At 69.6% G+C, this 20543-nt stretch carries 23 protein-coding genes; 11 read left to right on the top strand and 12 right to left on the bottom strand.

Annotated elements, in window-relative coordinates; translation table 11 throughout:
• The first annotated feature begins 13 nt into the window (after nucleotides 1–13).
• Both AB0M51_RS15985 and AB0M51_RS15980 read left to right on the top strand, forming a co-directional pair.
• A complete protein-coding gene (locus AB0M51_RS15985; protein ID WP_344188736.1) occupies nucleotides 14–778 on the top strand; it encodes an LLM class flavin-dependent oxidoreductase in 765 nt (254 codons plus the stop codon).
• A gap of 94 nt (nucleotides 779–872) precedes the next feature.
• The gene (locus AB0M51_RS15980; protein WP_344188737.1) at nucleotides 873–1484 is read left to right on the top strand and encodes an FMN-binding negative transcriptional regulator; all 612 of its coding nucleotides are present in this window, start codon (nucleotides 873–875) and stop codon (nucleotides 1482–1484) included.
• 95 nt (nucleotides 1485–1579) lie between these two features.
• Here AB0M51_RS15980 and AB0M51_RS15975 read toward each other — a convergent pair whose 3' ends face one another.
• The 3 genes from AB0M51_RS15975 to AB0M51_RS15965 are packed head-to-tail and all read right to left on the bottom strand — an operon-like array spanning nucleotide 1580 to nucleotide 3844.
• On the bottom strand, nucleotides 1580–2212 hold the full coding sequence (locus AB0M51_RS15975; RefSeq protein ID WP_344188739.1) for a response regulator transcription factor: 633 nt from the start codon (nucleotides 2210–2212) through the stop codon (nucleotides 1580–1582).
• Nucleotides 2209–3429, bottom strand: coding sequence for a sensor histidine kinase (locus AB0M51_RS15970; RefSeq protein ID WP_344188741.1), 1221 nt, complete (start codon nucleotides 3427–3429; stop codon nucleotides 2209–2211). Before AB0M51_RS15970 ends, AB0M51_RS15975 begins: the two co-directional genes overlap by 4 nt.
• Nucleotide 3430: 1 nt before the next feature.
• A complete protein-coding gene (locus tag AB0M51_RS15965; protein WP_344188742.1) occupies nucleotides 3431–3844 on the bottom strand; it encodes a hypothetical protein in 414 nt (137 codons plus the stop codon).
• A gap of 326 nt (nucleotides 3845–4170) precedes the next feature.
• Between AB0M51_RS15965 and AB0M51_RS15960 the strand changes: the two genes are divergently transcribed.
• Nucleotides 4171–4836: a VanZ family protein gene (locus AB0M51_RS15960; protein WP_363749505.1), complete on the top strand. Its 666-nt coding sequence runs from the start codon at nucleotides 4171–4173 to the stop codon at nucleotides 4834–4836.
• Nucleotides 4837–4898: 62 nt separating this feature from the next.
• Here the strand turns inward: AB0M51_RS15960 and AB0M51_RS15955 are convergent, their stop codons facing one another.
• Nucleotides 4899–5510, bottom strand: coding sequence for a pentapeptide repeat-containing protein (locus AB0M51_RS15955; RefSeq protein ID WP_344188745.1), 612 nt, complete (start codon nucleotides 5508–5510; stop codon nucleotides 4899–4901).
• Between the two features lie 93 nt (nucleotides 5511–5603).
• On the opposite strand from AB0M51_RS15955, the gene AB0M51_RS15950 reads away from it, so the two are divergent.
• Both AB0M51_RS15950 and AB0M51_RS15945 read left to right on the top strand, forming a co-directional pair.
• Nucleotides 5604–6494, top strand: a complete 891-nt coding sequence (locus AB0M51_RS15950) for an NAD-dependent epimerase/dehydratase family protein (protein ID WP_344188746.1) — start codon at nucleotides 5604–5606, stop codon at nucleotides 6492–6494.
• Nucleotides 6495–6498: 4 nt separating this feature from the next.
• On the top strand, nucleotides 6499–7254 hold the full coding sequence (locus AB0M51_RS15945) for a protein phosphatase 2C domain-containing protein (protein WP_344188747.1): 756 nt from the start codon (nucleotides 6499–6501) through the stop codon (nucleotides 7252–7254).
• On the opposite strand, the gene AB0M51_RS15940 is transcribed toward AB0M51_RS15945, so the two are convergent.
• From AB0M51_RS15940 to AB0M51_RS15930, 3 genes are read right to left on the bottom strand one after another with little or no spacing between them, the layout of a single operon-like run.
• Nucleotides 7242–8150 carry a DUF4328 domain-containing protein gene (locus AB0M51_RS15940; RefSeq protein WP_344188748.1) on the bottom strand — a complete coding sequence of 303 codons (909 nt, stop codon included), beginning with the start codon at nucleotides 8148–8150 and terminating at the stop codon, nucleotides 7242–7244. The two genes, AB0M51_RS15945 and AB0M51_RS15940, sit on opposite strands and share 13 nt — an antisense overlap.
• A 27-nt stretch (nucleotides 8151–8177) precedes the next feature.
• Entirely contained in the window at nucleotides 8178–9701 is a 1524-nt protein-coding gene (locus AB0M51_RS15935; protein WP_344188749.1) for a glycerol-3-phosphate dehydrogenase/oxidase, read from the bottom strand.
• A complete protein-coding gene (locus tag AB0M51_RS15930) occupies nucleotides 9698–10318 on the bottom strand; it encodes a helix-turn-helix domain-containing protein (RefSeq protein WP_344188750.1) in 621 nt (206 codons plus the stop codon). Before AB0M51_RS15930 ends, AB0M51_RS15935 begins: the two co-directional genes overlap by 4 nt.
• 139 nt (nucleotides 10319–10457) lie before the next feature.
• On the opposite strand from AB0M51_RS15930, the gene AB0M51_RS15925 reads away from it, so the two are divergent.
• From AB0M51_RS15925 to AB0M51_RS15915, 3 genes are read left to right on the top strand one after another with little or no spacing between them, the layout of a single operon-like run.
• Nucleotides 10458–12011: an FAD-binding oxidoreductase gene (locus AB0M51_RS15925; protein WP_344188751.1), complete on the top strand. Its 1554-nt coding sequence runs from the start codon at nucleotides 10458–10460 to the stop codon at nucleotides 12009–12011.
• A 33-nt stretch (nucleotides 12012–12044) separates the two neighbouring features.
• A complete protein-coding gene (locus AB0M51_RS15920) occupies nucleotides 12045–12764 on the top strand; it encodes an SDR family oxidoreductase (protein WP_344188752.1) in 720 nt (239 codons plus the stop codon).
• The gene (locus AB0M51_RS15915) at nucleotides 12761–13765 is read left to right on the top strand and encodes an S-adenosylmethionine:tRNA ribosyltransferase-isomerase (protein WP_344188753.1); all 1005 of its coding nucleotides are present in this window, start codon (nucleotides 12761–12763) and stop codon (nucleotides 13763–13765) included. The genes AB0M51_RS15920 and AB0M51_RS15915 overlap by 4 nt, the downstream gene beginning before the upstream one ends.
• 2 nt (nucleotides 13766–13767) lie before the next feature.
• Here AB0M51_RS15915 and AB0M51_RS15910 read toward each other — a convergent pair whose 3' ends face one another.
• The 3 genes from AB0M51_RS15910 to AB0M51_RS15900 form a co-directional block, all read right to left on the bottom strand.
• Nucleotides 13768–13932: a hypothetical protein gene (locus AB0M51_RS15910; protein WP_344188754.1), complete on the bottom strand. Its 165-nt coding sequence runs from the start codon at nucleotides 13930–13932 to the stop codon at nucleotides 13768–13770.
• A gap of 106 nt (nucleotides 13933–14038) precedes the next feature.
• Nucleotides 14039–14785, bottom strand: coding sequence for a rhomboid family intramembrane serine protease (locus AB0M51_RS15905; protein WP_344188755.1), 747 nt, complete (start codon nucleotides 14783–14785; stop codon nucleotides 14039–14041).
• A gap of 64 nt (nucleotides 14786–14849) precedes the next feature.
• Entirely contained in the window at nucleotides 14850–15380 is a 531-nt protein-coding gene (locus AB0M51_RS15900; protein WP_344189590.1) for a peptidylprolyl isomerase, read from the bottom strand.
• A gap of 293 nt (nucleotides 15381–15673) precedes the next feature.
• Here AB0M51_RS15900 and AB0M51_RS15895 point away from each other — a divergent pair, with 293 nt between their 5' ends.
• On the top strand, nucleotides 15674–16504 hold the full coding sequence (locus AB0M51_RS15895; protein ID WP_344188756.1) for a hypothetical protein: 831 nt from the start codon (nucleotides 15674–15676) through the stop codon (nucleotides 16502–16504).
• An 88-nt stretch (nucleotides 16505–16592) separates the two neighbouring features.
• Here AB0M51_RS15895 and AB0M51_RS15890 read toward each other — a convergent pair whose 3' ends face one another.
• On the bottom strand, nucleotides 16593–16907 hold the full coding sequence (locus AB0M51_RS15890) for a hypothetical protein (RefSeq protein WP_344188757.1): 315 nt from the start codon (nucleotides 16905–16907) through the stop codon (nucleotides 16593–16595).
• A gap of 115 nt (nucleotides 16908–17022) precedes the next feature.
• On the bottom strand, nucleotides 17023–17496 hold the full coding sequence (locus AB0M51_RS15885) for a methylated-DNA--[protein]-cysteine S-methyltransferase (protein WP_344188758.1): 474 nt from the start codon (nucleotides 17494–17496) through the stop codon (nucleotides 17023–17025).
• A 109-nt stretch (nucleotides 17497–17605) separates the two neighbouring features.
• Here AB0M51_RS15885 and AB0M51_RS15880 point away from each other — a divergent pair, with 109 nt between their 5' ends.
• Both AB0M51_RS15880 and AB0M51_RS15875 read left to right on the top strand, forming a co-directional pair.
• Nucleotides 17606–18334: a DUF4328 domain-containing protein gene (locus tag AB0M51_RS15880; RefSeq protein WP_344188759.1), complete on the top strand. Its 729-nt coding sequence runs from the start codon at nucleotides 17606–17608 to the stop codon at nucleotides 18332–18334.
• A 229-nt stretch (nucleotides 18335–18563) separates the two neighbouring features.
• Nucleotides 18564–20540 (top strand): DUF4328 domain-containing protein, encoded by a 1977-nt coding sequence (locus AB0M51_RS15875; RefSeq protein ID WP_344188760.1) that lies wholly within the window; start codon nucleotides 18564–18566, stop codon nucleotides 20538–20540.
• The last annotated feature ends 3 nt before the right edge of the window (nucleotides 20541–20543 follow it).

Here is a 20543-nt window from a genome sequence, read left to right as displayed (position 1 = left end):
GGTTGCCGCCGGTATGAGCCTTGAGTTCGGAGTCATCCTGCCGACGTCGACACCCGATCCCGAGCAGCCGATCCTGGGGGACGTCCGGGAGAGCGCGCGGTACGCCGAAGAAGTCGGGCTGGACTCGATCTGGTCGACGGACCACCTGATCGCCAGCGCCCCGCTGCTGGAGAGTTCGGTCGTACTGGCGACGGCGGCAGCGGTGACCGAGCGGATCACGATCGGATACAACGTGATGCTGCTGGCGCTGCGGCCGGTCGCCTGGGCGGCGAAGCAGATCAGCGCGCTGCAGTACGTGTCGGACAACCGCGTGGTCCTCGGCGTCGGCACGGGCAACCCGGCGCACGGCTCCGCCGGATGGGAGGCCGCTGGTGTCGAGTTCGCGGACCGCGGCCGGCTGACGGACGAGGCGCTCGCCGTACTGCCGGAGCTGATCGCCGGTGCCGAGATCTCGCCGAGCGTGAAGGTGCCGCCGATCTTCGTGGCCGGGAGCGGCGTACGGGCGCAGCGGCGGGCGGCGAAGTACGCCGACGGCTGGGCGACGATCGCGCTGCCGCCGGACGAGGTCCGCGCGAACCTGGACCGCATCAACGAACTTGCCGACGGCAAACACCTGAAGGCCACGGTGGTCGCCCCGCGGCTCACCGGCGATCCGCTCGAGCAACTGGCCGCGTACGAGGCTGCCGGCGTCGAGCGCGTCATCTTCCCGCCGACCGGCGACTGGCGGCACGACTACGACCAGGCCGCCGACCTCCGCACTCGTTACCACCAGGCCTGAATGGGCTGGTGAAACAGCCGCCGAATGGATCTGCCGTAGCGGGGCCGGCCGTCCGAGGCTGGGAACGTACCCCCCGCGAGTTGAGGATGTGGATATGTACGTACCCGCGCACTTCGCGCCGGACGAAGGCGCTGTGCAGGAGTTGCTGACGCGGCACGGCGCGGCGGATCTGGTCACGATGACGGCCGACGGACTGCTGGCGACGATGCTGCCGTTCGTGTACGACCGCGAGCGGAACGTCCTGCTCGGGCACCTCGCTCGGAACAACGAGCACTGGCAGCATCCGGTGATCGGGGACGCGCTCGTGATCATGCGCGGCCCGGACGCGTACGTCTCCCCCGCCTGGTACGCCTCCAAGCGGGAGCACGGTCGCGTCGTCCCGACCTGGAACTACCTCACCGCCCACGTCTACGGCACTATGACGGTCCACGACGACCCGGCCTGGGTCGAGGACGTCGTACGGCGGCTCTCGGATCTGCACGAGGCGGGTCGGCCCGAGCCGTGGTCGGTGGACGACGCGCCGGCGAAGTACGTCAGCGGTCAGCTCCGGGCGATCGTCGGCGTCGAGGTCGCGATCAGGCGGATCGAGGCCAAGTTCAAGCTCAGCCAGAACCGCCCGGAGGCCGACATCGACGGCGTGATCGACGGCCTGCACGCCGCCGGCGACCACCGGACAGCCGAAGCGGTGGCCGAACACCGCCCGTGACCTTGACCCTGGGGGCAAGGTTTAGGCTTCCGTTCGTGTCTTGACTTGTTGACGTCGGGGACGACTGCAGCGTCCCGACCAGAGGCTGGGCCGGCTCAGCTCGGTTTGAGCAGGCCGCGGTTGTAGGCCTCGGCGACGGCAGCCGCGCGGTCGGAGACGTCGAGTTTGGCGTAGACGTTCAGCAGGTGCGTCTTCACCGTGGCCTCGCTGATGAACAGGTGCCGGGCGGCCTCACGGTTGGTGTTGCCGCTAGCAACCAGTTGCAGTACTTCGAGCTCCCGCGGGCTCAGCAGCAGCTCCGGAGCGCGCGGCGCGCGGACGTGGTTCATCAGCGTGTCGGCGACCGACGGCGAGAGCACCGGGCGGCCCTCGGCGGCGGACCTGACCGCGCGGAGCAGTTCGTCCCGTGGCGCGTCCTTCAACAGGTATCCGGTGGCGCCGGCCTCGATCGCGGGTACGACGTACCCGTCGGTGTCGTAGGTCGTCAGCACCAGGACGCGCGACCGTACGCCGCGCTCGGCGAGTGCGCTGATCGCGTCCAGGCCGTTCATCCCGGGCATCTGCAGGTCCATCAGGATCACGTCCGGCCGCAGCGCCTCGGCGAGCCGGATCGCCTCCGCGCCGTCGCCCGCCTGACCGACCACCTCGAACTCGGGCTCGGCCGCGAACATCCCGCTCAGCCCGTCCCGGACGATCGGGTGGTCGTCGGCGATCAGCAGCCGGATCATGCGCCCGCTCCGGTCAACGGCACAGTCGCCGAGAGCGCCGTACCGAAACCCGGTTCGGACTCGATCTCCAGCGTCCCGTTCAGCGCCTCGACCCGCTGCCGCATCGCGACCAGGCCGAAACCGCCGGACTCCGACGCCGGCCGGGGCTGCGCCGGATCGAACCCCGCACCGTCGTCCCGCACGTCCAGCGCGACCTTCTTCTCCATGTACGACAGCGTCACACCCACCCGGGTCGCCTGTGCATACTTCGCCACGTTCGCCAACGCCTCCTGAGTCGCGCGGAGCAGGGTCGACTCCGCCTCGGGCGTCATCACCCGCTGCGTGCCGGTAGTGGTCAGCTGTACGTCGATCCCGTGTAGCGCCGACCACCGCCGTACGACGTCCGCGATCGCCTCGGCCAGTGTCGCCGACTGCAGCGGCTGCGGACGCAGCGCGTGCACCGAACGCCGGGCCTCGGTCAGGCTCTCGCGGGCGAGCCCGATCGCGGTGGACACGTACCGTCGCCAGTCGTCCGCGGTCTCGGCGGCCTGCAACTGGGCGACGATCCCGGTCAGACCCTGCGCGAGCGTGTCGTGGATCTCGCGCGCCATCCGCTGGCGCTCGTCGACCACCCCGGCTTCTCGGGCCTGGGTCACCAACTGCTCGTGCAGTACGGCGTTCTCCGCGAGCGTGGTCTCGAGCCGGAGGTTGGTCTCGGTCAGGGCGTCGACCGCGTCCTTGCGCTGCCGGCTCAACACCTCGCCGCGACGGCCGAGCCAGGAGGCGAGGCACATCCCGACCACGTTCACCCCGATCACGGCCGCGGTCCCGAGCAGTCCGAAGACGTCCGACTTCGGAATGGCGTACGCCTGGGCGTACCCCGCGACGACCGCGACGCTGCCGACACCGAGCAGCTCGATCGGCCACGGCAGCAGGATGAACGTGTAGAAGTACCCGGCCGGGGTGAGGAAGCCGAACCACGGATCCCGCACCACCAGCACGGCCAGCAGCAGCACGTACCCGACGATGAAGACGCCGATCCAGCGGTGGTCGGTCCGCTTCGCCGGGCGGAGTGTGAACATGCCGAGCGTCCACACCGCGATCAGCGCGCACAGCACCAGGTCGACGGTGAGTGATCCGGTCCGGTCGCGCTTGATCAGGATGGTGACGGCGGCGAGGCACGCGAGGAACACATACGGCGCCACCGTCAAACGGATCGGCCAGACGCGGTCACTCATGTCACTTAGTGAACACCGAGCGGAGGTGCTTGCTGTTCACCACGAGTGTCACGCCGAGCAGGAGCAGTCCGCAGACCGCCTGCTCACCCTTCATCCACAGCGGGAACGTGCCGGGCAGGGCGATGATCACGACGATCGCGACCAGCATCACGGCCGACACGATCCGGAGCCGCAGGTATCCCTTGTGGGAACCCTTGGCCGCGCTGCGGGCGAAGAGGAAGGTCAGCAGCGAACTGGCGACGACGATCGTGCCGCGGACCCAGACGGCGTCGTTGACGACCGTGCTGTGGTGCCGGAGGGCGATGATGGCGATCAGTGTCAGCACACTGATCGCGACGTAGCCGGTCACCAGCAGTTGCACGCTCCGCAACGCGGAGGCGCTGCGCGGGTGTCCGACGTTCGCGGGGGTAGTCATCTCGGTGGTCCTTTCGGGGTTCTGTTCCGGTAGAACGACTGTCCCGTTCGGGCCCTGTCCGGCACATCGCCCGGGCAGTCCCACCGGCCTCCACCGATCGGTTGATCTCGCCCCTCCACCGGGCCGCCGCTGGCACATGATCGTTGCCCTGAGCACCTTCCTTCCATGTCAGTTTGTGCACGGATAGTCACGAACTGTCACGGACTGCTTACGGCTGCGTGCAGATGTCCGGACAGGACTTCCGGCAGCGGGAGGCGTCGGCAGATGGTCGTCCTGGAAGTCGAGAAGGGTTCGAGTCAGCCGGTCGACCACGGAGGACCAGACGCGTGCTCGAGACTTATCGCGGTATCCCACATCTGTTGGACACCTGGCTCGTGCTGACCGGCATGACCCTGCCGATCGCCTTCTCAGCCTTGCGCCGCCGCGGCGACCTGGTCCCCCGGCTGGCGGCGTTCTGCCTGCCGGCGGCGTTCGCGCTGGTGGTCGCGGCGACGCTCACCCCGACTCCGCTCCGGTACGGCCCGGTCGGGATGTGCGGTGCCCGGATGGAGGGCTTCGGTGGGCTGAGCTCGATCCAGGCGCCGCTGAACGTCCTGCTCTTCGTCCCGTTCACCGGGATGCTGACGCTGGCCGGCGGTCGCCGCGCGGAGGCGATCGCGGCCGGGATCGGGCTGTCGGCGGCGATCGAGGCGATCCAGTCGCTGGTCCCGTCGCTGGGCCGCACCTGTCAGCTGCACGACGTGCTGACGAACTCGCTCGGCTCGGTCTGCGGCGTCGGCCTCGCGGCTGCCGTGCAGACGATCGCCCACGGGCTGCTGACCGCGACCGGAGGGCGCCGGCTGGTCACACCGCCGTACGTCGTCGAGCACGCCGGATTGCTCGTCGTACGGTCCCGGCCGCCGGCTCGGCATCGGCGCGCGACCCTGGTGGCCTCCAGGCGTCGTAACGCGGTTGGGAGATATCACAGAACGAATACACAGTTATCCGGATAGTTATCCACAGGCTGTGGATGGGGCCGTGGATGACCGTGTGCCCGCCTGGGGATATCCACAGGTCATGGCCGTACGTCGAGTCCCAGAGCGGCTGCGATCACCATCGCTTGGGTAACGTCGATCCGGGCGTCCTTGAGCGTGACGGTCAGCGGGTCGAGGGTCGACAGGTCCGATCCGCGCAGGTCGGCGCCGGTGAAGTCGGCCTTCTGCAGCATCGCGCCGGACAGGTCCAGGTCCCGCAACACCGCCTTCGGCGCCCGGACGCCGGTCAGGTCTGCCTCGCGCAGCTTCACCCCGGTGAACTCGGTGCCTTTCAGGTCCGCGCCCGGTAACCCGGTGAACGACCAGTCGCCGCCGGACACCTTCATCAGGCTGTGTGCACAGTCGTCGAAGAAGCTGCCGACGAACTTGCACCGGGTGAACGTGGTGTCGAACAGCGAGCAGCGGACGAACGTGCAGTTCACGAACGCGGCGTCGGTGTGGGTCGACGCGTTGAACCGGACCCCGCGGAACGTGCACTCCTCGAACACCGCGCCGCGGTTCTCCACCTCGGTCAGATCCGAGTCGACGAACAGCACCCGCCGGTACGTCTGCCCGGACGGATCCGCGTCGTCCCAGTCCCGGATCGTCGACTCGGTAGGTGCTGCCGGACGCCCGTCCACACGATCAGCCATACCCTCACACTGCCACGCCGTACGGACAGAGTTGTGATGCTAAGGCAGGAGAACGGAAGGCCGACCGACAACTACGGGACGCACGATGGAGGGGTGACCGGAACTGAGCGGGTGATGGTGTTCGGCGCGGGAGGCTTTCTCGGTGCCAGGATCTGCGCGCTGCTCGACGACCGCGGGATCGAGTACCGCGGGCTGAGCCGGACCCGCAGCGAGCCGTACCGGCGGTGTGACCTGGCCGCGATGCACCCGTACGCGCTGGACACCCAGATCGGGATGTACAAGCCGACCGTGGTCATCAACGCGGTCGGCGCCACGTTCGGTGCGCCGGCCGAGCTGGTCCGGGCGAACGTGATTGCCGTCGAGGCGCTGCTCGCGTCGGTCCGCGACCATGCCGGTCACGCGCGGTTCGTCCAGCTCGGTTCGGCGGCGGAGTACGGCGGTGCCGCGCACGGCACGAGCATGCCCGAGGACAGCGCTCCGCATCCGCTCGGACCGTACGGGATCACCAAGCTGGCCGGCTCCGAGCTCGTACTCCGGGCGCAACGGTCCGGCGCGGACGCCGTCGTACTGCGGATCTTCGACGTGATCGGGCCTGGGGCGCCCGACAGTACGCTCACCGGCCGGGTGATCCGGGATCTGCGGACGCGACAGCGGATCGAGGTCGGCGCGCTGGACGTCTGGCGCGACTTCGTCGACGTCCGGGACGTGGCCGAGGCCGTGCTCGCGGTCGCGCTCGCGGACGGGAAGCTGCCGCCGCTGCTGAACGTCGGCAGCGGCCGGGCGACCCTCGCGCGCGACGTGGCAGGGCAGCTCTTCGAGCTCAGCGGGCTGGCGGCGACGATCGTCGACGAGGCCGGCCAGGAGACCCTGCTCGGGGCGCCGTGGCAGCAGGCGGACAGTACGCTGATCGGCCAGCAGCTCGGCTGGTCGCCCAAGATCGCCCTCGAGCAGTCCCTCGCCGACAGCTGGGCTCAGTCACACTAGGCGCGTGCAGATTCGCTCGCTCAGTGAGGCGGCGCCGGATCGGCGACCACCTGCCGTCAACGAGGATCTCGTCCTGACCGGACCCGACTTCGCGCTTGTCCTCGACGGCGCCACCGCGCCGACGGGCGTCGACTCCGGCTGTGTCCACGACGTCCCGTGGCTGGTGAAGCAGCTCGCGATCCAGCTGGCGCCGGCGCTGCTCGCGCAGTCCTCCGCGCCGTTGCCCGACCTGCTCGCGGAGGCGATCGCCGCGCTCCGGGCGACCCACGCGGACACCTGCGACGTCAGTAATCCGGACAGCCCGTCGTCCACGGTCTCGATCGTCCGGCTGCACCCGGACCACGTCGAGCACCTCGTCCTCGCCGACTCGCCGGTCGTGATGCGGTCCCCCGAAGGACAGATCACCGTGCACTACGACGACCGGATCGAGCAGCTCCCGGAGCGGACCCTCGAGGCGGTACGCCGGTTCCGCAACCGGCCGGGCGGGTTCTGGGCGGCGAGCACCGAGCCGAAGGCGGCGTACGAGGCGATCACCGGGAGCACCGACCTGGCCGCGGTCGACGTGATCGCGATCCTCTCCGACGGCGCGTCCCGCTTCACCGAGCTCTACGGGCACTCCTGGGACGAGTTGGTCGACGTACTCACGACCGCGGGTCCACGACAGCTGATCGACCGGGTCCGCGCGTACGACGCCACCACGACGGGCGGCCGGTGGAAGCAGTACGACGACGCGAGCGTGGTCGTACTTCAGCGGCCGTAGGTCGGGAATCCCGGGCCGGGGTTCCGCGGGGCATACTGCGGAGTCAGCGGCGGCAGGTGGTCCTGCACGGGTGGTGGCGGCACCATCCGCTCGTCCTGCCAGTCGCCGACCTGCCGCATCAGGAGGGCCATCGCGACACCCGCCGCGATCAGCAGCACGGTCGCGACCGTGAACCCGATGTCGACGCTCAACGCCACATGCACCATGAAGTCCTGCAGGTCGTAGACGTCGACGTACTCGCCGGCGCCGTTGTCGGTCGCCTGGACGAGCCGCACGACCCAGACGACGAACCCGATCACCGCGACCGCTCCGCCGCCGACCATGATCACCCAGAAACCGGTCCAGGTCGCCCACCACCCGTACAGCAGCGCCCGGACCCGTCCGTGCGGCCGCGCGGGCGGCTTGCTGGCGCGGACGACGTCCTCGACGATCTGGAACGGGTACCAGAACTGCACGACCGGGCAGAACCACGAGCCGATCACCCAGCCCGGTGCGTGCCGGTGCAGCAGGTACTGCGGCACGACCGGCTGCGGTGCGAACGGTGAGTGCAGGAAGTCGACGTTGTCGCGGGCGCGCCACAGCCAGAGCAGGAACGCGATCGCGGTCCCGATCAACAGGTAGCCGAGCAGGTCCAGCAACGGTCCGGTCCCGGCGACCGAGCGGGCGCCGCGCTCGATCTCGGCGTCCGAGAGCAGCCCGTACACGAGCCGCTTGACCTGGTCGTACGACCGCCAGAGCAGCACGCACTGGATGATCGCGGCGACGACGCTCAGCCCCATCAGCACCATGCTGACGATCCCGACCGCCCGCAACGGCCGGAACTGCGGCAACACCGGCTGATACGGCACCGGTTGGTACGGCCCGGGCTGATACGACCCCGGATAAGGCTGCGTCACCTTCCACCTCCCCGCAGCCAAGTTAACCTAGACCGCTGCAAATGCCTCTCGCACCGCAGGCAGCGCCAGCTCCCGGTCCGCCGCCGACAGCCCGATCCGGGTCCGCCGATCGAGTACGTCGTCCTCGGTCAGCGCCCCCTCGTGCCGGATCGCGAACCTCAGCTCGGCGTACGTCGTCCGCAGCCCGGGCGCGATCGGCTCCCGCAACTCCGGCGGCCCCTCGAGCACCCGCAGGGCCTCCACGCCGTACCGCTGGACGAACCTCGCCGGCGCCCGGACCGCGGCGAGTTGCACCCGATCGGCCGCACCGACGAGCGGGATCCGGTGCGTCTCACACTGCCGCCGTACCTCGACGTCCGACTGGTCGAGCGCGGTGTCGAGAGCGTCCTCGGCCATCCGCCGGTACGTCGTGAGCTTGCCGCCGACGATCGTGACCACCCCGTCGTCGCTGGTGATCACCGCATGCCGCCGGGAGATGTCGGCGGTTCCGCTGTGATGGCCGGTGTCGAGCAACGGACGCAGGCCGGCGTACGTCCCGAGCAGGTCCGCGCGGGTCACCGGTTCCTGGACGGCGGCGTTGATCGTGTCCAGCAGGAAGTCGATCTCCGCGTCGGTCGCCTGCGGTACGTCGTCGACCGGGCCGGGCGCGTCGACGTCCGTGAGGCCGACGTACACGCGGTCGTCGGGCGCCGGGATCGCCATCACCACCCGGCGCAGCTCACCCGGCACCGGCACCGTGAGGACCGCGGACAGGCCGCCGAACACGGACTGCGGCAGCACCAGGTGGGTGCCGCGGCTCGGGCGGAGCCTGATGCCGGAGGCCACCTGATCCGCCCAGATCCCGGTCGCGTTGATCACGATCCGCGCGTCCACCGACAGCCGGTCGCCGGTCAGCTGGTCGACCAGGACCGCGCCCTGCCCGGTCACCTCGGTCGCGGCGACGTGGGTCAGGATGCGGGCGCCGTACTGCGCGGCGGTCCGGGCGATCGCGACCACCAGGCGGGCGTCGTCGTACAGCTGGCCGTCCCAGGTGAGGAAGCCGCCGCGCATCCCCTCCGGACGCAGTGTCGGCGCGTAGCGCAGGATCTCCGCCGAGGACACCCGGCGGGAGTGCGGGAGGTAGTCGTCGCTGGTTCGCGCGAACGTCCGTAGTACGTCGCCGCCGAGGAACGCCGACCGCAGCAGCGCGGCCTGGACGAACTTTGCCTCCGGCAACCACGGCGCGATCTGCGGTATCGGGTGCACGAGGTGCGGCGCGGTCGTCTTCATCAGGATGCCGCGCTCGACTGCGCTCTCGTACGCGATCCCGACGTGTCCGGACGCCAGGTACCGCAGGCCGCCGTGCACGAGCTTCGAGCTCCACCGGCTGGTGCCGAACGCCAGGTCGTGCTTCTCCACCAGGGCAACACTCAGTCCGCGGGAGGCCGCGTCCAGCGCCACGCCGGCGCCGGTGACACCGCCGCCGATCACGAGCACGTCGACGGCCGTCAGCTCGTCGAGCTCCCGGGTACGCCGTGCCGCGTTCAGGCTCGCGTTGCCGATGGTGCTCATGGCATCAGGTACCTCGTCAGCATCACGCGCAGCTCCTCGTCGAGCTTCGGGTACTCGTCCTTCTCGGCCATCACCGGGCCGGACACCGCCGAAGCCAGCGAGACCAGGATGATCTGCCGGGCCAGCCAGACCGGGTCACCCGCGCGGATCGAGCCGTCGGCCTGCCCCTGGCGGAGACCCTCCTCGACCAGCGCGAGGTGCGCGACCGTGCTGCTGCCGCGGCGCTCCAGCAGGTACGGCGTGAGGAACTCGGGGTCGAGCTCGATGATCTTCCGCATCAGCGGGTGCACGCGGGTCTTCGCGACCACCTCGACGACGCCCTCGACCAAGCGGGCGCGGCCGTCGACGGCGTCCGGCTGGAACGCGGACACCAGCGCGATCGTCCACTCCCGGGTCATCAGCGCGGCGACCACGGCCTGCACGTTCGGCCAGCGCCGGTACAGGGTCGCGCGGGAGACCTCCGCATGCCGGGCGATGTCGGCCATCGTCATCCGGCGCATCCCGATCGCGAGCAGCAACTCGTACGCCGCGTCCAGGATTCGCTCCTCGCCGATCGCGTTCGCCGGCGTCGGACGGGTGCTGGTCTCTTGCTCTGTTTCGCTGCTACGCTGAGACATCACATGCCAAAGTGTATCAGCGCCGTCGTTTTCCCGGAACTGTGCAGCGGCATCCCGGAACTGTCCAGGGGAGGTGGGAGCCAGGGGGTTCCACCTCCCCTGGACGCTACCCCGCGCCCAGGCCGAAAGGGAGTCACAGATGACGGAATCCGACCTCCCGGTGGCGCAACTCACCCCTGGCCGCTGGGGCGACCCGGCGCACCCCGCGGAACTTCCCGCCGCCGCACTGGACGCGCTCAAACACCTCGGCATCCACCGCCCACCGCCGCCGGCCGCGCAACCGGAGGCCAGGCCCGGAGCCACCGGCCGGCAGTTGCAGTTCCTCGCCTCGGTTGTCGGCCCTCAGCACGTGACGACCGACTGGAACGCTCGCTGGTCCCATACCCGTGGGTACTCGACAACGGACCTCCTGCGATTCCGCGCGGCGGACACCACCGACGTACCGGACGCCGTCGTCTACCCGGCGACCCACGACGAAGTACAAGCGGTTCTGGCCGGCGCTGCCGAGCACGACCTGGCTGTCGTCCCGTACTCAGGCGGCACCTCGGTAGTAGGCGGTCTGGCCCCGAACAGAAGCTTCGTCACGGTCGATCTCCGGCGCCTCGACGGACTGCTGGAGCTCGACGAGATCTCGCGAACGGCGACCCTGCAAGCCGGCGTCCGCGGCCCGGCCGCCGAGGCCCTGCTCGCCGGGCGCGGCTACACGCTCGGGCACTTCCCGCAGTCCTACGAAGGCGCCTCGATCGGCGGGTACGCGGCGGCCCGCTCCAGCGGCCAGTCGTCCGCCGGGTACGGCCGCTTCGACCAGATGGTCGTCGGGGTCACGGTCGCCACCCCGCGCGGCACGATCGAGCTCGGCCGCGCACCGATGTCCGCCGCCGGTCCGGACCTCCGCCAGTTGTTCCTCGGCTCCGAGGGTGCGTTCGGCATCATCACGTCGGTCGTCGTCCGGATCCGCCCGCGCCCGACCGAGCGGCACTTCGAAGGCTGGAAGTTCGAGACCTTCGACGCCGGCCTGACCGCGGTCCGCCGGCTCGCCCAGGACGGCCCGCTGCCGACCGTGCTGCGGCTGTCGGACGAGGTCGAGACCGCGGTGAACCTGGCCGACCCGGACGTTCTCGGCGGCAGCGCCGGCGGTGTCCTCGCGATCATCGGCTTCGACGGCCCGTACAACCAGGCGACGGCCGACGTCCTGACCGCGGCAGGCGGCACGAACCTCGGCGAGGGACCTGGCGAGACGTGGCGGGTCGGCCGCTACCGCGCGCCGTACCTCCGTGATCCGCTCCTCGACGAGGGGGCCCTCGTCGAGACGTTGGAGACCGCCGCGTTCTGGTCCCGCATCCCGGCTCTGAAGACCGCCGTGACCGAGGCGCTCGTCGGAGCTCTGCCGACGACCCCGCCCCTGGTGCTCTGCCACGTCTCACACGTCTACGAAACCGGCGCGTCGCTCTACTTCACCGTCGTCTGTGCCCAGACCGCCGACCCCATCACCCAATGGCGAACCGCCAAATCCGCCGCCAGCGAGGCCATCGCTGCGGCCGGCGGCACCATCTCCCACCACCACGGCGTCGGCACCGACCACCAAGCCGCCTACGTACAAGAGATCGGCCCGCTCGCCACCGAATCCTTACAAACTGTCAAACAAACCCTCGACCCGGACCATGTCCTGAACCCCGGCATCCTGCTCCCTTGACTTCAAGTTAAGTTGAGGTACGACGGTATCGGCATGACTCCTGAACCGTCCGAACGTCCTGTCGCTCTGATCACCGGTGCTTCCGCGGGGCTCGGGCTTGCGTTGGCGCACGGGCTGGCCGAGCGCGGGTGGGCGTTGGTGATCGACGCGCGGGGCGCGGAAGCGCTGAAAGACGCGGCGGACGCACTCGCGGCCCGTACCGACGTCGTACCGCTGGCGGGTGACGTCGCCGACCCGGAACACCGCGCCGACCTGCTCGACGCGATCACCGAGCTCGGCCGGCTGGACCTGCTCGTGAACAACGCCAGCTACCTCGGCCCGAGCCCGCTGCAGGCGCTGGCCGCGGCAGACCTCGACGAACTCCGACGCGTGTACGAGGTCGACGTACTCGCGCCGCTCGCCCTCACACAGCTCATGCTCCCGGCACTCACCGCAGCGTCCGGTGCGCTGATCAACATCAGCTCCGACGCTGCCGTGGAACCCTACGAGACCTGGGGCGGCTACGGCTCTGCCAAGGCAGCACTTGATCACGCCACGAAGGTTCTGGCCGCGGAAAATCCTGCGCTCGCGGTGTACGCCGTCGACCCGGGCGACCTGCGTACGGCGATGCACCAGGCCGCGTTCCCCGGTGAGGACATCTCGGACCGGCCGGAGCCCGCCGCCGTCGTACCGTCGTTCCTGCAACTGCTCGACAAGCGCCCGGCCAGCGGCAGGTACCGCGCGGCCGAGTTCGCGCCGGCGGTGACGTCGTGAAGGTGCACCCACATACCAGGTTCGAGCTGCCGGACGCCTTGAACGCCGGCGAACCTCCCGAGGCCCGCGGTGTCTCCCGGGACCACGTGAAGCTGCTGGTCGCGGAGGGGTCGACCGTCACGCACACACGCTTCGACCGGATCGGCGACCACCTCTGGCCCGGCGATCTGCTGCTGGTGAACACCTCCGGCACTCTGGCCGCGGCCGTCGACGGTACGACGTACACCGTGCACTTCTCCACGCCGCTCGACGACGGGACCTGGGTGGTCGAGCTCCGCAACGGCGGCGCTCCGATGTTCGACGGTACGGCGGGACTGCAGGTGGAGTTGCCCGAAGGCGTGCTGACCTTGCTGGCGCCGTACGAGGCCTCACCGGGCCGCTTGTGGATCGCGAGGCCGCCGACTCCGGACGTCTTCGGGTACCTGCAGCGGCACGGGCGGCCGATCACCTACAACTACGTGGGGAAGCGCTGGCCGCCGGCGTCGTACCAGACCGTCTTCGCTCGGGAGCCTGGCAGTGCGGAGATGCCCAGCGCGGCCAGACCGTTCAGCTTCGAGCTGGTGAGCCACCTGGCGTCGCAGGGCGTACTGATCGCGCCGATCCTGCTGCACTGCGGCGTCTCCTCACTCGAGAGCCACGAGCCGCCCCAGCCCGAGCGGTACGACGTACCCACGCACACGGCGCGCCTGGTGAACTGGGTCAAGGCGAACGGCGGACGGGTGATCGCGGTCGGTACCACCGCGGTGCGCGCGATCGAATCGGCCGCAGTCGCCGGAACTGCCGCCGCTGCCCGAGGCTGGACAGATCTCGTCCTCGGCCCGGACCACCGACCCCAGATCGTCGACGGTCTCGTCACCGGCTGGCACGCCCCCGAGGCGTCCCACCTGCTACTGCTCGAATCCGTCGCCGGCCGTGACCAGGTCCAGCGCGCCTACGACGCGGCTCTCCAGCGCAACTACCTCTGGCACGAGTTCGGCGACAGTTGCCTGCTGCTGCGTTGAGTTCAGGAAGCGGCCTTGGTCGGCTGCTTTCGCTGCGAGATGCGGTTGACCGCACGGTCCGCGGACTGGAGTGCGGTGACCGCGCTCGGGGCCTCCGGTGCCGCCGGGCGTACCACCTGATGGTCGTTGCCGGGGCGGGCGCGTTTGTCCACTGCGCGTGGGCTCATGTGGATGTCCTTACCAAGCTGGTCCCCCGTCGGGACGTCACCTGATTAGACGAGCACTTCCGCCCGGTTGTCACCTGGTTTGATCCAACTGAGCGCAAGTTGTGGCCTATGCCGCTTGATTGTTGCGGCGCTTGTGCTTCGAGAGCTGGAGGAAGACCCAGGCGGTCGCGGCACCGACGACGAAGCCGCCGAGGTGGCCTTCCCAGGAGACGTTCGGGATGGCGAAGGACAGGAACGCCGTCACCGCGACGTACATGATGATCCAGGTGATGTCCAAGCCGCGGGCGCGGTGGATCACCAGTAGGGCGCCGACCAGGCCGAGGACCGCGCCGGACGCGCCGAGGGTGGCGCCGCCGGGGGCGGAGAGCAGCCAGACCGCGACGCTGCCGCCGAGCGCGGACAGCAGGTACAGAATCGTGAACCGGAGCCTGCCGAGCATGCCTTCCAGCATCGGGCCGAGCTGCCAGAGCATGAACAGGTTCGAGAAGATGTGGAAGAGCTGTACGTGCGTGAACGCCGACGTGAGCAGCCGCCACGGCTCGCTACTCGCCAGCACCGGCACCATCACGAAATCGTTGAGGACCTGCGGGCTGACGTAGCGGGCGACGATGAAGACCAGCACGTTCAGCGCCAGGATCGTGTAGGTGACGACCTGCTGGCTGCCGCCGCGCTGGATGCCGCCGAGCGACGTGCGGGTCCGCGGGACCGAGCGGGCGCCCTCGTTGAAACAGTTCGGGCACTGGAAGCCGACGGCGGCGCTGTTCATGCACGCCGGGCAGATCGGCCGGTCGCAGCGCTGGCAGCGCACCCCGGCGGGCCGATCCGGGTGCCGGTAGCAGACGGTCTCGGTCACGGCGGGTGCGTCCCTCTCCGGTAACGCGGGGCCGGGTCGTTCCCGGCCCCGCGATGAAGCTGTGTCAGGCGTTCTTACGCTCGACGACGACCTTGTTGATCACGATCGGGTCGATCGGGCGGTCGCCGGGGGCGGTCTTCGCGGTCGCGATCGCGTCGACGACCTTCTTCGACTCGTCGTCGGCGACCTCGCCGAAGATCGTGTGCTTGCGGTTCAGGTGCGGGGTCGGGACCACGGTCACGAAGAACTGCGAGCCGTTGGTGCCGTGACCCATCTGGATACCGGCGTTCGCCATCGCGAGCAGGTACGGACGGTCGAACTGGAGCTCCGGGTGGATCTCGTCGTCGAACTGGTACCCCGGCGTGCCGGTGCCGGTGCCGAGCGGGCAGCCGCCCTGGATCATGAAGCCGTCGATCACCCGGTGGAAGCCCAGGCCGTCGTAGAACGGCTTGGTGACCTGCTGGCCGGTCTCCGGGTCCGTCCACTCCTTGGTGCCTTCGGCGAGACCGACGAAGTTGCTCACCGTCTTCGGCGCGTGGTTGGGGAACAACCTGATGACGACGTCGCCCTTGTTCGTCTGCAGGGTTGCGTACAGCTCTTCGGCCACGGGAGTCACTCCTAGTCGGGTTACCACTGCTTACGCCCTCGATCCTGTCATGCCGCTCCAAGAACATCCGCATCGACGGGCGGAGACGAACAACACCCGTCCGGGGGTTGGTTGGGGTGAATGTGTGCGGATTGGGCGGTGGGGGCACAGGGTTATCGGCTCGTGACGTCGTACGATGCAGATGCAGCCGGATTTGTCCAGAGTTGTCATCAGAAAGAAGCCCATGTCGCCGATGGGCGGGAGAGCTGTCCGCTGGGGCGGGCGGCACCGAGGAGGGAACCGTGGGTTTGAGGAAGTCCAAGGACCGGGTCGAGGCCGCCAAGGACCGCGTCCGGCCGCTCGCCGAGTCGGCGAGCGAGAAGCTCGGACCGGCCGTCGGCCAGGTCCGTGAGCACCTCGCGCCGGCCGTTGGCACCGCACGGGAGAAGGTGTCGCCGTACGCCGAGAAGGCTGTCGAGCGGGGCGCGCACCTGGCCCACCAGGCGGTGGAGAAGGCCGGACCGGCGCTCGACGACGCGCTCGCCAAGGTCGGCCCCGCCACCGAGCACGCGGCCGAGAAGGCCCGCGAGCGGCTGAACGACGACGTACTGCCGAAGGTGACCGCGGCACTGGCCACCCTGGCGGCGGCCGCCGAGCCGGTCGTCGAGGAGACCACCCGCCGGGGCAAGGCCACCAAGGCCGCGCTCAAGGGTGAGCTCGACGTGCCGAAGAAGAGCCACAAGCTCCGCAACGTGGTGCTGTTCCTGGGCCTCGGTGCGCTGGCAGCGGCAGCGGTGAAGAAGCTGCTGACCCCGCCGGAGCCGGCCTGGCAGTCCACTCCGACCAGCGGCCGCGACTACAGCTCGGCCCCGGCCGGTACGACGTCGCGCCCGGCCGACACCAGCGCGTCCAACGGCACCACCACGACCGCCAACGGCAAGAGCGACGCCAAGCCGGAGGCGCCGAAGGCCGAGGCGCCGAAGCCGGAGGCACCGAAGGCTGAGACAAAGCCGGAGGACGCCAAGCCGGAGGATGCCAAGGACGAGGTGAAGGCCGCGTCCAACGGCGCCGCGAAGAAGACCACGACCAGGAAGTCGACGGGCTCGGGCGAGTCCCGGCCCAGCGACTCCTGACCACCACCGCAACGGCGAAGGTCCCGAACCCCAGGTGGGGTCCGGGACCTTCGTCTGTCCGGGGCGTCGCCTTGCGCGTACGACGCTGTCAGTCGGCCTGCTGCTCCTGGTCGTCGGCCTTCGTCATCGTGTAGCGGCCGGCCGACAGCAGTTGGGTGGCGTACCGGTGCGTGATGCACGGGTAGGAGCCTCCGCAGCTCATGCAGACCGCGTCGTTACGGTGCAGCCAGGGAACGATCCTGAACCGCCTGGTCCAGGTCATCGGTTCCCGGTCCGGGGCGTGCATCTGGAGCGCCGCGCGGGCGGTGTCCTGGATCTCCGGGGCCGACCATTCCTCCGCGCTCTTGTCCATCAGCGCGCTGAGATCGGGGTGCAGGTGGTCAGTGGTGCGGGCTTTGTTCATTTATATGTCTTCCAAGGCAGGGTGGGGGCAGCAGCCTGAATCGCTCGCTTCAAACGTTAGTGCCCATCACGGACCGGCGCGCCCCGATAACGCCGCGTCGAGTGTCAGATCTTCGTCAGGTCCACATCGTCTCGAGGCTGATCCGCGCCTCGAGCTCGAGCAGGTGCCGCTTGGTCGGGATGCCGCCGCCGAAGCCGACCATCTTCCCGCCGGCGCCGACCACCCGGTGGCAGGGCACCACGATCGCGATCGGGTTCCGGTTGCAGGCGGTCCCGACGGCACGCGCGGCACCGGCGTCACCGACGATCTTCGCGACGTCGCCGTACGTCTGCATCTCGCCGTACGGGATTCGGGTGAGTTGCTTCCAGACCGCGCGCTCGAAGTCGGAGCCGCCGCGGACCGACAGCGGCAGCGTGAACTCCTGCAGCTCGCCGGCGAAGTACGCCTTCAGTTGCTCGGCCGCCTCGGTCAGCAGCGGGTCGGCGGACCGCGGCCGGTCGGTGCCGCCGAAGTGCAGCCGACAGAGCCCGGTCTCGTCGACGGCGAGCGTGAGGTCGCCGATCGGTGAATCGACCACGGACCAGTGCATACGCCCATCTTCCCCGCCCCCGCCGACACTTTCTGGCGGAAAAGCGCCACGGAGTGACCGCAACCTGATGTCCTCGCCCGGTCACGCCCTGTTGTGCTATGTCTGATCCATGCCGAGCCGGCCCGCAGACGTACCGCCCTTGGACCGCTGGTTCAGTTCCGAGCGGGCGATGGGCATCGGTGCGTCCGTGCTGATCGGCCTGGTCACCGTGACCGGCTGGTCGACCGCGTGGTCCGACCTCAACCTGTACCGGACCCGCCGGACGTACGGCGACAACGCCGACCGGTGGTCCGAGGCGAACCTGATCTCCGGGTCGCTCGGGATCGTCGCGGCGCTCGCGCTGTTCGCGGCCGCGGTGGTGTTCATCGTCTGGCTCTGGCGGGTCCGGTGGAACGCGGAGATGTTCTGCCGCGGCCGGCACCGGTACACCCGCGGCTGGGTGCTCGGCTGCTGGCTCGTCCCGGTGGTGAACCTCTGGTACCCGAAGCAGATCGTCGACGACATCGTCGCGGCCAGCGACCCGCGGAACGATCCGCTGACGCCAGAGCTCAAGGACATCCCGGGCACCCGGCTGGTGTGGGCCTGGTGGCTGACCTGGGTGACCGGACTGGTGACCGGAAACATCGTGCAAAGGGGTGTGCTGTCCGGCGCGTCGCAGCTGGAAGACCTGCGGACGAACGTCATACTGTCCTCCGTCTCGGCGCTGTTCACCACCGGCGCGGCGGTGTTCGCGGTGATCCTGATCCAGCGCATCGACGAGCTCCAGAGCATGCGCCCGTGGGTGCCGTGGTGGGCGCTCGGGACACCTCAGAACGGGTTCCAACCACCTGCGCGGTAAACCAAACCGTCACGCCCTGGTCATTGCCTCGTTACCAGTGGTGATGGGCGTACGAAAAGAACACGTTAAGTCGACACCCTCGGTACTGGGGCCGACTGCCCTGGCATACCTACTTCGTGGTATCAATGTGGCTCGGTCACGCGGGGGCAAGGCCGGGCCGAGGCGCCGGACAGACGACGGAGTTCCAGCAACGCGAGGGACGCGAGACGTGAGCCACCCGCAGGCATTGATGACCCCTGTCGAGGACGAGGAAGAGTGGCAGCCGCACGCGGCTGAGGAGTTCCAGCAGATCGGGACGGTCGGCAAGATCGCCATCGCACTGCTGGGGGCGTCCACGGTGACGCATCTGCTGTCCACCTGGTCCGACTGGAACACATACTCGGTGGTGCACCGCTATCTCGGCGGGATGCCGAACGTCGACGACGCGGACCTGAACCGCGCGGACGCGATCGCCAAGGTGACCGCGGTTCCGAACGTGATCGTCTCGGTGGCCGCCGCGGTCGTGTTCGTCATCTGGTTGTGGCGGGTCCGGGTCAACTCCGAGGTCTTCTCGCAGGCCGACCATCGACGCAGCCACGGCTGGGTGCTGGCCAGCTGGTTCGTCCCCGGACCGAACCTCTGGTATCCGAAACAGATCGTCGACGACGTCTGGATCGCCAGTGATCCGAAGACCCCCGTCTACGCCGACGACCTGCGCCGGTTCAGGACTCCCCCGCTGACTTCGGTCTGGTGGGTGGCCTGGATCGGCGCGCTTGCGTTCGACGTGGTGGTCCGCCGGTTCCTGATGTGGATGGAGGCGACGGTCGGCTCGCTGCGCGGGATCGCGATGGCGGGTACGGCGTCGCTGGTGCTGACCGCGATCTCCGCGGTCGCCGCGACGATGATCATCCGCAAGATCAACCACATGCAGACCACCCGCGCGTGGGTGCCGTGGTGGGACCAGGGCCCGAAGCTGAGCGCCGTCCCGACGTACGAGGTGACCCAGGTCCCGTCGTACGCGAACGACGACACCGACGAGCAGCCGGTGATCTCGGAGCCGATCGCGCCGTCGCTCGGCCTGGTCCGCGAGCCGCAGCTGCAGATGGCCGGCGCGCCCCAGCCGCAGCTGCAGTCGAACAACCCCTTCGCTCCCCAGGCGCCCGCGCCGGAGGCGCCGGTCGCGAGCCCGTTCGCGCCGCAGCAGCCGCAGGGCTTCCCGGGTGACGGCGCCGCCGCCCCGGCCGCGTACGGCGGTGCCCCGCAGCAGCCCTATCAGCCCGACGAAGCGCCGAAGTGGAGCCCGTTCGCCCCGGCCGCGGAGAACTGGCAGGACAACGACGGCGGACCCGCGACCGAGCAGTTCAGCCCGATCCAGGACTGGCAGGACGAGCAGCCGGCCGCGGAGACGACGTACGCCGCCGCCGAGCCGACCTGGGAGGAATACCGCAACACCATCACCCAGGACACGCTCGGTTCCGGCAGCAGTTGGCGTGACGAGACGCCGCCGCTGACCGTCGTCCAGCCGGACCCGTACTCGTACCAGCCGCAGCAGCCCGCGCAGGAAGACCACTGGGCGGCCCGCTACTCCGAGCCCTACTCGTACGACTCGGACTACACCTCGACGTCCTCCCCCGCGGAGGCGCAGACCGCACCCGAGCCCGAGCCCGCACCCGTTGCGCGCGCTGGTCGCCGGGCCGCTCGGGTCGCGGTCGACAGCCCGTCGGCGATCCAGCCGGCCGTCGGGAGCCACACCACGCACGCGGCGCGCGCCGCACAGTCGGCGTACCAGGACCACACGGTCTACGGGCAGTCCGAGCACTCGCAGCCGTCGTCGCACGTGTCGGCGTCCTCCGGGTACTACGAGCCCGCGCCGGTGCCGAGCCACGACGTACAGGACGACTTCCTGACCCCGTCGAAGCCGCTCCCGCCGGTGCCGTCGTACGGCCCGGAGCCGACGTACCCGGCCGGCAACGACCACACGGACTACGGCTCGTCCTACACGTCGTACAACTCGGACTACAGCAGCTACTCGTACGGGAACGGGAGCACCGAGTCCTACGAGTCCTACAGCCCGAACTACACGAGCGAGTCGTACGGGTCGCAGCAGCAGTCGCCGTACCAGGAGCACACGGACTACCAGCAGCAGTACCCGTACGAGCAGCAGCCGGCCGACCCCGAGCAGCCGAACGCCCCGCGGACCCGCCCGCGCCGTGGCCGCTGGGTCTGATCA

It is taken from the genome of Kribbella sp. NPDC051137 (assembly GCF_040682535.1).
Classification (GTDB): Bacteria; Actinomycetota; Actinomycetes; order Propionibacteriales; family Kribbellaceae; genus Kribbella; species Kribbella karoonensis.
This window is presented reverse-complemented; position numbering and strand designations above follow the sequence as displayed.